The organism is Candidatus Laterigemmans baculatus (genome assembly GCF_010367455.1).
Classification (GTDB): Bacteria; Planctomycetota; Planctomycetia; order Pirellulales; family Pirellulaceae; genus Laterigemmans; species Laterigemmans baculatus.
Window position 1 is genome coordinate 102,372 of the sequence record NZ_WRPR01000012.1, and the last position, 10,609, is coordinate 112,980.

11 protein-coding genes are annotated in these 10,609 nt (G+C 63.1%); 4 read left to right on the forward strand and 7 right to left on the reverse strand.

The annotated features are described in order from the left end of the window. Positions 1-9 precede the first annotated feature (9 nt). A complete protein-coding gene (locus GNK13_RS02445; protein ID WP_164100851.1) occupies positions 10-897 on the reverse strand; it encodes an NAD-dependent epimerase/dehydratase family protein in 888 nt (295 codons plus the stop codon). 192 nt (positions 898-1,089) lie between these two features. Between GNK13_RS02445 and mgtE the strand changes: the two genes are divergently transcribed. Further along, complete coding sequence (mgtE, locus tag GNK13_RS02450) at positions 1,090-2,442, forward strand: magnesium transporter (RefSeq protein WP_164100852.1); 1,353 nt, start codon at positions 1,090-1,092, stop codon at positions 2,440-2,442. Here the strand turns inward: mgtE and GNK13_RS02455 are convergent. From GNK13_RS02455 to GNK13_RS02475, 5 genes are all read right to left on the reverse strand, one after another. After that, entirely contained in the window at positions 2,439-3,002 is a 564-nt protein-coding gene (locus GNK13_RS02455; protein WP_164100853.1) for a DUF447 domain-containing protein, read from the reverse strand. The genes mgtE and GNK13_RS02455 overlap by 4 nt on opposite strands. Continuing rightward, on the reverse strand, positions 2,999-3,595 hold the full coding sequence (locus GNK13_RS02460; protein ID WP_235934726.1) for an anthranilate synthase component II: 597 nt from the start codon (positions 3,593-3,595) through the stop codon (positions 2,999-3,001). Before GNK13_RS02460 ends, GNK13_RS02455 begins: the two co-directional genes overlap by 4 nt. A gap of 24 nt (positions 3,596-3,619) precedes the next feature. Then, positions 3,620-5,134 (reverse strand): anthranilate synthase component I family protein, encoded by a 1,515-nt coding sequence (locus tag GNK13_RS02465; RefSeq protein ID WP_164100854.1) that lies wholly within the window; start codon positions 5,132-5,134, stop codon positions 3,620-3,622. 109 nt (positions 5,135-5,243) lie between these two features. Next, a complete protein-coding gene (locus GNK13_RS02470) occupies positions 5,244-5,549 on the reverse strand; it encodes a hypothetical protein (RefSeq protein ID WP_235934727.1) in 306 nt (101 codons plus the stop codon). A 374-nt stretch (positions 5,550-5,923) separates the two neighbouring features. Next, the gene (locus GNK13_RS02475; RefSeq protein WP_164100855.1) at positions 5,924-6,739 is read right to left on the reverse strand and encodes an endonuclease/exonuclease/phosphatase family protein; all 816 of its coding nucleotides are present in this window, start codon (positions 6,737-6,739) and stop codon (positions 5,924-5,926) included. A 483-nt stretch (positions 6,740-7,222) separates the two neighbouring features. On the opposite strand from GNK13_RS02475, the gene GNK13_RS02480 reads away from it, so the two are divergent. Together GNK13_RS02480 and GNK13_RS02485 are read left to right on the forward strand one after the other, a co-directional pair. After that, positions 7,223-8,188: a manganese catalase family protein gene (locus GNK13_RS02480; RefSeq protein ID WP_164100856.1), complete on the forward strand. Its 966-nt coding sequence runs from the start codon at positions 7,223-7,225 to the stop codon at positions 8,186-8,188. Next, entirely contained in the window at positions 8,188-8,982 is a 795-nt protein-coding gene (locus tag GNK13_RS02485; RefSeq protein WP_164100857.1) for a DsbA family protein, read from the forward strand. Before GNK13_RS02480 ends, GNK13_RS02485 begins: the two co-directional genes overlap by 1 nt. Positions 8,983-9,095: 113 nt before the next feature. Here the strand turns inward: GNK13_RS02485 and GNK13_RS02490 are convergent, their stop codons facing one another. After that, positions 9,096-9,947: a lipase family protein gene (locus GNK13_RS02490; protein ID WP_164100858.1), complete on the reverse strand. Its 852-nt coding sequence runs from the start codon at positions 9,945-9,947 to the stop codon at positions 9,096-9,098. 294 nt (positions 9,948-10,241) lie between these two features. Here GNK13_RS02490 and GNK13_RS02495 point away from each other — a divergent pair, with 294 nt between their 5' ends. Further along, a complete protein-coding gene (locus GNK13_RS02495) occupies positions 10,242-10,523 on the forward strand; it encodes a hypothetical protein (protein ID WP_164100859.1) in 282 nt (93 codons plus the stop codon). The last annotated feature ends 86 nt before the right edge of the window (positions 10,524-10,609 follow it).

Here is a 10,609-nt window from a genome sequence, read left to right on the forward strand (position 1 = left end):
GGAAGGGGCTCAGCTCTGGAGCAATTCAGCGATCGTCGAACGGAGGCGTTCGGTGCCGCCGAAGCGGACGCCAAGGTCGCGAATCCGTTTGGTCTCGATTTGGTTTTTGGGCGAGCTCGCTTCTCCGAGAATGGTGGCCCGGCTGCCGGAGAGTTCTTTGGCAATCTCCGCGACCTCGAAGCGACTGATGTAGCGGTCGTAGCAGGCGTAGCTGTTGCCCTCGACGCCGGAGGCGGTCAGCAGGGTCGTAATCGCGGCGGCCACATCGGCGACGTGGACTTCCTTGCCGCCACCGCGGCACTCGACCGATTCGCCTGCGGCAACACGGCGGACGAGATCCCACCATTTGCTCTGCTCCGGCGGTGTCGCAACGCCGTAGATACCGGTCGGGCGGATGGCGCAGATCGAGAGCCCATGGCCGAAGGCGAAGCTGCTGACGAATGCTTCGAGAGCCGCTTTGTGGGCACCGTAATGGCTGTGCGGCCACAGCGGATGCGTTTCATCGAGCGGGCGATCGTTCAGGATTCGATCGTGCACGGCGCAGGTGCTGACAAAGACGACCCGTCCGACTCCCGCGGTGCGGGCTGCTTCGAACAGCTGCAGCGAACCGATCACGTTCCGCTCGGCAAACTCGACGACGTCTCCTTCGCCTCCTTGAAAGCCGCCAGCCGGATGCCAGAGTGCCGCGTGGACCAGGGCGTCGCTGCCGGCGACCAATCGCTCGGCCGCCCGAGAATCGCCCAACTCTGCTTCGATCCACTCGATGCCGTTCGCGGGAAAGTCGGAACGGTCCGAGCCGTCGCGGTAGGAACAGCGGAGTGAGTGGCCGGCGGCGAGCAGCGAATCGACGACATAGCGACCCAAAAATCCGGTGGCTCCGGTGAGGCTGATTTGCATGGCAGGGAACTCGGGCTGGAAGGAACAGATGCGTGGGAACCCGAGTTTAAGCCCCTTTACCCGCGATGCGAGGGTGGGCGACCTTGTCCAGGTCGGGCCCTGACCTAGAATGCGCCCCGCACCTCCCTCCTTCCTCAGCGAATTCCGATGGCCAGTCCACCGTAGCCCGCCGTTCTCCTTTTGCCCGCCACTATGGTCAACACGCTTTTCCTGCCTGAAATTCGCGAGATGCTGGAGACGGATAACCAGCAGGAGTTGGCTGAATTCTGCTCGGCGCTGAATCCAGGGCGGACGGCGGAGTTCATGGAGGGGCTGACCGCCACCGAGGCATGGGCGGTGCTGCGGCACGCGGATCCAGTTCGCCGCGCGGAAATCTTCAATCACTTCCAAGACGGCTGCCAGCTGGAGATTCTCGAGCACGAGCCGCCAGCCGAACTCGCCGAGTTGATCACCGAGTTGGCCGCGGACGATCGCGTCGACTTGCTGCAAGAGTTGAGTGAAGAGCGGGTCGCCGAGATCCTTCCCTTACTGCCAGCGGCCGACCGCCGCGACATCCTCCGGCTGAAATCCCACCCGGAAGGAACGGCCGGCGCGCTGATGACCAGTGAAGTCGCCAAGCTGAGCGAGCGGCTGACGATCCGCGAGGCGCTCGAAGAGCTGACCTGGCAGGGCGAAAACTGGGAGACGATCTACTACATCTATGTCGTCGATGATGACAACGTGCTCCGCGGCGTCGTCTCGGGGCGGAAGATCATCTCGTCGCTGGCCCGGCCCAACCAGCGGTTGTGCGACTTGATGGAAACCGACGTGATCGCCGTCCAGGTCAGCGACGACCAGGAATCGGTCGCCGAGAAAGTGGAGCGCTATGACTTATTAGCCATCCCGGTCGTCGACGCCGGACGCCACCTGCTCGGGATCATCACCCACGACGACGTGATCGATGTGTTGCGCGAGGAGTTGACCGAAGACGCCCAGCGAATCGCTGCGGTCAACCCGTTCGACGAAAGTTATTTGCGGATCAATGTGTTCACGTTGACCAGCAAGCGGGGGCCATGGCTGGGGATTCTCTTTTTTACGGCCTTGCTGACCACCTTTGCGCTGCGGGGTTATGACGAGGAGCTGGCGCGGTTCGAGTGGCTTGTGTTATTCATCCCGCTGATCATTAGCTGTGGAGGAAACTCGGGCAGCCAAGCCGCAACGCTCGTGATCACGGCGCTGAACAGTGGCGACGTCAAACTGGCCGATTGGCTGGCGGTGTTGCTGCGGGAATTGATGATGGGTTTGATGTTGGGCGTGTTTCTCGCCACGCTTGGTTTTGGGGCCGCCTGGGTGCTCGCTCCGTCGCCGTGGGCTGCGGCCGTCTTGCCGATTACCTTGATGGGCGTTGTCCTGGCCGGCTGTTTGGCTGGTTCGATTTTGCCACTGATGTTCAAACGCTTGGGATTGGATCCCGCGCTCATGAGCACCCCGTTCGTCACGGGAATTATTGATATTCTCGGGCTGGTAATTTATTTCAGCGTCGCAAAGCTGATGCTGTCCGACTAACTGCACCGCGCGGCGATATATCGTTTGAGCAGCTCGAAAGCCTGCTGCTCGTCGGGTCCAGCCGTTTTCTCGACGAGCGGTTGGAGGCGCTGGAGTTCAGCGGAAATCGCATCCGCCTCGAGCAGCGAGGTTCGCGTGGCCAGGATGGCCGCTTCGATGACCGCATGCTTCGCCCGATTGAAACCAAAGAAAGGCCGCAGCTCGCCCGAAGCGACGATCTCGCAGTGCGCGGTCGGCCGCAGCGGGTCCTCCTCCCAGCGGTTGACCGAGACCGCGAAGTATCGGCAGGCGGCGGTCAGCACGCGCCAATCGCCGCCCAGCAATTCGAAGGTCGCGGGGAGCGGATCGAGCGTCCCGGTGACGGCTTGGGCCATCAGCAACACGTCGTCGGTCACATGAATGGTGGCGCGTCCCTGGGCGCGGAGATTGTCGTAGGTTCGCGAGCCGACAAAAGGCTTGAGCGTGAAGCGGCCGAGGTCGGGAGTGACGTGCGGCCCCATCGGCGCGACGTTGAGTCTGCCGCGCTCGTCGATCGTGGTGAGAACCGCTTCGAGAATCATCGGCGGGGGAAGTTTCCAGATGGCTTTGCGAGACGCAAAAAATTCTCCAACAACTGCGCGCCCTGATCGGTCAGTACCGATTCGGGGTGGAACTGGACGCCGAACGTCGCGTGTTCGCGGTGCTGCACGGCCATCACGGTCCCCTCCTGCGTGCTGGCGGTCACGCGGAGCACCTCGGGAATCGCCGTCGGGTCGAGAACCAGCGAGTGATAGCGGGCGACCGCCAAGGGCGTGGGAAGATCAGCGAAGAGACCGCGGCCTTCGTGAGTGACGTCGGAATGACGACCGTGGACCGGCTCGCCCACAATCACGCGGCCGCCGAACGCAGCCCCGATTGTCTGATGGCCGAGGCAGACTCCCAGGATCGGGACGCGTCCGGAGAAGCGTTCGACAACCGCCAAGGAGATTCCAGCTTCGGCTGGACCTCGCGGTCCCGGGGAAATCACGATCGCCTCTGGCAGTCGTTGTTCGATTTCCGCCAGGGTCACTGCATCGCTACGGACGACCTCGGTGGGCTGGCCGAGCAGGCGGAAATAGCGGGCCAGGTTGTGGACGAAGGAGTCGTAGTTGTCGAGGATCAGCATGGCTTCCATCCGCTGGGCTTCCATCGGCAGGGCTCAGATCGGCAGGGCGCGGAGCAGGCCTTCGGCTTTGTGCCACGTTTCTCGCTCTTCGCTCGATGGATCGCTCACCGCCGTGATCCCGCCGCCCACGGGGATCTGGAGGTAGCCGGCGGTTTGGGTGATCGTGCGAATCAGAATGTTGAAATCTGCCGCGCCGCCGCAACTGATATAACCGAGCGAACCACAATAAGGTCCGCGGGGGACGCGTTCCAGGGCGGCGATCGTTCGCATCGCTTCGACCTTCGGGGCACCGGTGATGCTTCCGCCGGGGAAGCAGGCAGCGAGCAGGTCGCAGACATCCGCTTCGGGCCGGAGTTCGCCCGTGACGACCGAGACTAAGTGCTGGACGTAGGCGTACGGCTCGACGCGACAGAGTTGCTCGACACGGACGCTCTGATCGGTGCAGACGCGGGAGAGATCGTTCCGCATCAAGTCGACGATCATCACGTTCTCGGCCCGATCTTTCTCGCTGGCGGACAACTCCGCAGCGAGTTCCGCATCGATCTGCACATCGCCGCTGCGACGGCAGGTCCCTTTGATCGGCCGCGTCTCCACCCGCCGATCGCGGACTCGTAGGAACGTCTCGGGGCTGCTGCTGAGGACCTGAAACGTTCCCCCGTCGTAGTACCCCGCTTCGGGAGCCGAGTTCTCACGGCGGAGCCTGCGGTAGAGTTCTCCCGGCGGATGCTGGGCCGGGAAGAGCAGACGCTGGGCGAGGTTCACTTGAAAGCAATCGCCGCGGCGGATCGATCGTACGATCTCAGCGACTGCTTCACGAAAACCTTCGGGAGAAAAGTTGCTGGTCAGTTTCGGATGCCGCTGCGTCGGGAACTGTGGAGCCAGTTGATCGACCGGGGGCAGCGACGGTCGCTGGCGAGTGGCGGAGAGTCGCGGCCAAGCGGGGGCGGCCAGCCACTGCAGCACTTGGTCGATCCGCCGGGCCGCCCGCTGGAACCGCTGCTCCGAGTCGGCCTCGGCGCGGCGCGAGCCGGCTTCGCCAGGTTCGGGAGCCTCAAAGCCTTGGCTGATGATCCAGCTCTGCCCGGTGCGGTGGTCAGTGGCCAGCGTCCAATCGTAGAGCCCCACCGAGAGGGCGGGAGTTGGCAAATCGTGGTACCGCGTCTCAGGAATCGACTCAAACTGCCGTCCCCATTCGTAACCGAACAGCCCGGCGACGCCTCCTTGAAAGGGGGGCAGGGCGGGGTCAAACGTGCTCGGCAGGGACGCGACGAGTTGGCGGAGCGCCTCGAAAGGGGCTCGGTCACCGGGCCCTGTCACGTGCGACTGCGTCAACCGCGCGACCGGATCAGCCGTCAGAAAGCTGTAGCGTCCGAGCGTCGGCGACGGATGGGTGACGCTATCGAACCACAGCACGCCGGGAAGGGACTGCAGGCGATCGAACGCTTCGGCCAGAGTAAACGAAGCAGGAAGCGGATGCACCAGCGGCAGCACCTCGCGGGCCGAGCGCTGGTAGCCGGCAAGGGAGGGAGGAACGACGGTCGGATTCATCCCGCCCAGTTTAGGGTTTGTCCGCGATCCGAAAAGCTGACCGACGAGCGGCCTCCCCACCGACGCCCGGCCTCCCCAGCGCTTTCCTCGCCGCGTTCTCCTCGCACCGTTATCCCCTGGGGCCGAGCAGACCCTCGATCACGCCATCGATCGAACGGCGAAAATTGACCAGCGATCCGTCGGCCAACAGCTCCGACTTTTGAGCTTGCACGAGCGCCGCGGCCAGGGCGCGATGCTCTTGCCAATCGGCCAAAGTGAACGAACGGATGTCGACGTAGGGATCGTCGAGCCCCTTCGTGAGTTTGGGAATCATCAGAATTCCCTCGTCCGAGTGGACCAAGTGGTAGTTCATCGCACCGGTGAGCAACACGGCCCCAGTGACCATACCGAGGAGGAACGACGTCAAGCGATTCATCAGACCCATCCGTGAGTACTTGGAGGAGCAGGTTCTCTCCAGTAATACGAATCGCCTCCGGGTGAGGCAAGCGCGAACCTTCCGCCAAACGCGCCGCCGCAGCCGTCTTTCCTGCAGAGCCTAGTCCGGATTATTCATCAGCCGCCGGGCGCTAGCCCCCCCGGTTCCCGAAAACGGCGTGAGAACCGGACGCTAGGCTCTGTCCGAAAACCCGTAACGACACCCTCCCCCCGGGAGGGTCGCGAGGAACGAGCGGGGAGGGGGATGCGCGACATAGGGCCTCCGCGTGGCGAATCCAGGGGGCCCTCCCCGGGCCTAAGAGCCCGGCCCTCCCGGGGGGAGGGTAGTGCCAAAAGGGAGTTTTCTGACAGTGCCTAGCGGTTCGCCGGCGACTGGGGTGCGAGCACGACTTCGATCGGCAGATGGTCGCTGGCAAAACGGCCCGCTGGCGTCCGTGGATCGAGCACCTCGTAGCTCTCTACCCGCACATTGGAACTGACCAGGATGTGATCGATCCGCTTATCGGGGTCGATTTCCCGAAACCCGTTCCAGGTTCCAGTCGGACCGGCCGGGGGCGTCGTCGTGACGCTGCGGGCGTCGTACAGCTGTCGTGATCCCGAGGGCGGGTCGGCGGCGGGGGGAGCCGTCAGCGCCTGCAGAGGAGGAGAATCGGGCCCGGCGTTCAGGTCGCCGAGCACGACGACTGGGCTCGTGGCCGGAAACGTGCCGGTCCGCTCACGAATCAGCCGTCCACTCTGCCGTCGCGCCTCGGACCCAACGTGGTCGAAGTGCGTGTTGATGATTCCCCACGAACCGCCGCTCCGCAAATCTTCGATCACCGCCCAGGTCGCAATCCGTGGCAGCTGAGCGTCCCACCCCCGGGAGCCGATTTGCTCCGGAGTCGGCGAAAGCCAAAACGTCCCGCTTTGGAGGGTCTTGAAGCGAGAGGTGCGAACGGCGAGCGGCGAGAACTCACCCGCCTCCTTGCCGTCGGTCCGCCCGACTCCGATGAAGCGGAATTCAGGCAAGGCACGCTCGAGATATCGCAGCTGGTCGACCTCAACCTCCTGCAAGCCGACGACGTCGGCCTCGCGAAGCGCCCGAGCCACCGAGTCTTGCCGAGCCGGCCAAGCATCCTCGCCGTCGCGGGCGCTGCCGTAGCGGATGTTGTACGTCAGCAACCGGATCATGGCAGTTTCTCCTTCGCGGGCTGGCGTTTCTCGCTTCTGGACTTCCTGCGCGTGAAGCGCTGTGGGGGCGTGAGACGCTGTGGGGGCGATGATGGTAGCCAGAGCAGCGAGCAGGACGATCCCGCTGAACGCGAGCCGCCGACCGAACGCGAGCCGCCGACCGAACGCGAGCCGCCGACCGAAGCCGCGCGGGCGGAGGGCGGGCCCCAGCCACCGTGCCGTTCTGAGGCGAAGGTTGGTGCTACGGCTGGTGCATCGGCTTGAGCGGCAGGGGACTGGTTCAGAGGGGACCATCGTCGGGAGCCTCGCGGTTGAGAGTGGGGGCTGGAGATTGGGAGGCTGGAGTTTAGCGGGATGGGGCATGGAAATTGCGACGGGGAACCGGGGCAACCGCAGGAGCGGAAGCGGACTCGCATCGAGCCCGCCCCGCATCCCCGAGGTGCCTTTTTTCTAAACCCTGTCAAACCGCGAAAGGCTCGGCTTATGTTTCATCACGTCAAAGAACTCCAGTTCGATGCACGGGTGTCCGGTCCAGATCCTCGCTTTGCAAGTCTGCTCTTGGAGCAGTTCGGCGGCGGCAACGGAGAGCTGAAGGCGGCGATGCAGTACTTCGTGCAGGCTTTCTCCGCTCGGCAGCCGTACCCTGAGAAGTACGACTTGTTGATGGATATCGCGACGGAGGAATTCAGCCATCTGGAGATCGTCGGTGCCACGATCACGATGTTGCTCGACGGCGTCAACGGCGAACTCAAAAACGCGGCCGAAGGAAACTTCTTGACGCGGTTGATGAAGGGGAAGCAAGAAAAGGAAACGATTATTCACGATGCGATGGCGAATCCCGAGTTCCTGTGCCTCTCCGGCGGTGGCCCGACGTTGACCAACAGCCAAGGCGTTCCCTGGCAGGGGAGTTACGTCAACGCCAATGGAGATCTCACCGTCGATCTCCGCTCCAATATCGCGGCCGAATCGCGAGCGAAAATCGTTTATGAGTATCTGATGCAGTTCACCGACGACCCGCATGTCAAGGACACACTACGGTTCTTGATGACGCGCGAAATCGCCCATTTCCAAATGTTCGGTGCGGCACTGGAAACCATCCAGCCGAACTTCCCGCCCGGAATCTTGCAGGGCGATCCGCGGCATACTCATACCTATTTCAACATGTCCAATGGCGCGAGCGCACGCGGCCCTTGGAATGAAGGGCAGGGTCCCTGGCCGGCCGGTGAGGAATGGGTGTATGTGGAAGATCCGCTCGACCATGTTATCCAGACGCAAGGGGGAACGAAACAAGAGATTGAAGGTTCGAAACGGACCGAAAAGGAGGTTCAAACCTTGAACCGAAATCTAAGCAAGGAGCGAAGTAAGGAAGTTTCGAGCGCGGTTCCGAAAGGCGAGAACCAGTGGTCTTGCTATCCTCAGGAAACCCTTGACAGCCCGAAATCCCGCTGATGCCACGCATGGAAATGCTCGAAGAAACGCGTGCTGCGACGACCGGGTTGGTCGAAATCGAATACTTCACCGACCCGCTGTGCTGTTGGAGTTGGGCTCTCGAACCGCAGTGGCGAAGATTGCGGTTCGAATTTGGAAACCAGCTCGCTTGGCGGTATCGGATGGGAGGCATGATCTCGGACTGGTCTTCCTACGATGATCCAGTCAATTCGATCCATCGTCCGTCCCAGATGGGGCCATTGTGGTTCCAAGCCCGCGAGCTATCGGGAATGCCGCTGGAGGATCGGATCTGGCTGGAGGATCCGCCAGAGTCTTCCTATCCCGGCTGCGCCGCCTTCAAGGCCGCGGAACTGCAGTCGCCGCAAGCGGGGGAGGCGTATCTCCGTCTGCTCCGCGAGGCGGCGATGTTCGGTCGCCAGAACATTGCCCGGCAGGAGGTGTTAGAGCGGCTTGCTAGACAACTGCAGGAGGAGCAGGCCGTGGCGTTCGATGCGGAGCGGTTCGCTGAAGATTTCCAAAGTCCGGAAGTGCGGACGGCGCTTCGCGAAGACTTACGCCTGGCCCGGTATCTGGGGATCGGGCGGTATCCGAGCTTGATCCTTCGGCGACCGGGGGAGGAGCGGGGTTTGTTGCTGACCGGTTACCGCCCCTACAAGTCGCTCGTTGCGGCAGTCCGCCACGTCGACGACCGCACGCGGCCGGACCGCCGCGCCGATTCCGTGGAAGCGTACCAGGCATACTGGGGTCGGACGCTCGACCGCGAAATCGCAGAGCTGGAGAGTCCGGTGGCGTGAGGCGGGGCTCGCACCAATAGAAAACCCGAAGGCGGAGAGGCCCGAGGCTAGCGCCTGCGGCTCACGGATTGGCGGAGCGGCGCTGCTTTCGCGGAGCGAAAGGCGACTATGGATCAGGCAGCGACTGGCAGTGAGCGTTCGGGCTCGGCGGCTGCTTTTTTCAAGGCGTGGATTGCGGCCACGTAGCAGTGAATTCCGTGGTCGCTGAAGGCGTCAATCTTGCCGCGCCGCAGCCCGTGCAGCATGCCGAGCAAGCGGTCGCGGACGCGGTGCCAGCCGGCGGTCTCGCGGATCGTGCCGCGGCGGTCGAGGTACACTTCCTCGCCGGTGTGGCGGAATCCCAGCCACGGTGGCGGCATCCGCGTCACCACGTCGTTGTTGTTCACCCAGCGATAATGCGGGAGCTCGGCGTCCTGGACATAGGCCCGGTCGCCGACGCGGGGGGAACCGAAGGTGTAGAGCTCGGTGGGATTGCTGCGGATGTAGGATCGATAGCAGCGGTGGGCGGAGAGCGTCGCCATGGCGCCGCCGAGCGAGTGCCCGCAAAACCAGAGAGGCTGCGTGTTGTAGTTCAGGACTTCTTCGAGCATCGGCCATAGGTCGTCCACTTCGCGTTTGAAACCGCAGTGAACCTTACCGACTGTTTCGGCCAGCACCGCCACGGCGTTCACGTCCGCGCGGATGTCGTTCCATTCGTCGGCCTCGGTGCCGCGGCAGGCGATGACGCAATCGTGACGGCTGCGAAAGCGATAGGCCTGAGAACCATCGTTATCGAACAGCGCGGCATCCTCGAAACCGATCGCCCGGCAGGCTCGCTGGGCCTCGTCGAGGTCGTTGTAGGCGATCATCGCGAGTTCGGCGAACAACAACGACTTTTCGAGAAAGCCGAGGGCAGCGATTGGGCCGGCGAGTCGGCTGTGGAGTTCGAGCGGCACCTCCCCAACATCCTGGACGATCCGTGGCATCGCACTCCTCTTCCGCTGCGGTTTCCGAAATCCTGCGTGCTGTCTCCTACACTGCGAGCGGCCCCGAGCGAAAGATCAGCCGGGCCGCTTGAGACGAGTTGGGAAAAAAGAGGCAGAAAACGCTAGCCGAGGCGGGCAATCGGCACTTTCGGCGCCGGCTACCTGGACCGCCAAAACACGGGCCTTGAGCGGTTCTTCCAGCCTCAATTCTCGTTCGCCGATCGTCCGATACCTCGAGTGTCCGTCAGGGAAGACGGTCATCTCCGAGGGCGTTTCAAGGGAGTGTGGCAGCGAATGATCGGGTGGTCGCAACCGGCGGTAAACGTCGACAGTCTTCGCAAGCTGATCCGCAATAAACTGGCTGATCTGGGACAGCTCGAAGAGGGAGCGTTCCCGATGTCCGAACGCGTGGTGGTTCGGGGCGGGAAGCCGTGCGGGATCTACTTCTGCCTGCATGGCCCGAGAAGCGTCAAACTGACGGCCGTGGCCGATCTCGAACGACGCCACGTCTTTTTTTACGGCAGCGATGGGCAGCGCGCCGACAAGGCGGAACTGCCGCTCCGCCGCGCGGCTTAGCTGGACAGCGCCACTTTGGATTGGTTCGGAGCGGGACGGCTCGCAGAAAAATCGTTTAACGGCAAGCCGAAGGCGACTGCTTTTTA

What these genes read in the sequence shown, in the direction of transcription:
- GNK13_RS02445 (WP_164100851.1), bottom strand. Translation starts at nt 897, where the DNA reads ATGCAAATCAGCCTCACCGGAGCCACCGGATTTTTGGGTCGCTATGTC.
- mgtE (WP_164100852.1), top strand. Translation starts at nt 1,090, where the DNA reads ATGGTCAACACGCTTTTCCTGCCTGAAATTCGCGAGATGCTGGAGACG.
- GNK13_RS02455 (WP_164100853.1), bottom strand. Translation starts at nt 3,002, where the DNA reads ATGATTCTCGAAGCGGTTCTCACCACGATCGACGAGCGCGGCAGACTC.
- GNK13_RS02460 (WP_235934726.1), bottom strand. Translation starts at nt 3,595, where the DNA reads ATGGAAGCCATGCTGATCCTCGACAACTACGACTCCTTCGTCCACAAC.
- GNK13_RS02465 (WP_164100854.1), bottom strand. Translation starts at nt 5,134, where the DNA reads ATGAATCCGACCGTCGTTCCTCCCTCCCTTGCCGGCTACCAGCGCTCG.
- GNK13_RS02470 (WP_235934727.1), bottom strand. Translation starts at nt 5,549, where the DNA reads ATGAATCGCTTGACGTCGTTCCTCCTCGGTATGGTCACTGGGGCCGTG.
- GNK13_RS02475 (WP_164100855.1), bottom strand. Translation starts at nt 6,739, where the DNA reads ATGATCCGGTTGCTGACGTACAACATCCGCTACGGCAGCGCCCGCGAC.
- GNK13_RS02480 (WP_164100856.1), top strand. Translation starts at nt 7,223, where the DNA reads ATGTTTCATCACGTCAAAGAACTCCAGTTCGATGCACGGGTGTCCGGT.
- GNK13_RS02485 (WP_164100857.1), top strand. Translation starts at nt 8,188, where the DNA reads ATGCCACGCATGGAAATGCTCGAAGAAACGCGTGCTGCGACGACCGGG.
- GNK13_RS02490 (WP_164100858.1), bottom strand. Translation starts at nt 9,947, where the DNA reads ATGCCACGGATCGTCCAGGATGTTGGGGAGGTGCCGCTCGAACTCCAC.
- GNK13_RS02495 (WP_164100859.1), top strand. Translation starts at nt 10,242, where the DNA reads ATGATCGGGTGGTCGCAACCGGCGGTAAACGTCGACAGTCTTCGCAAG.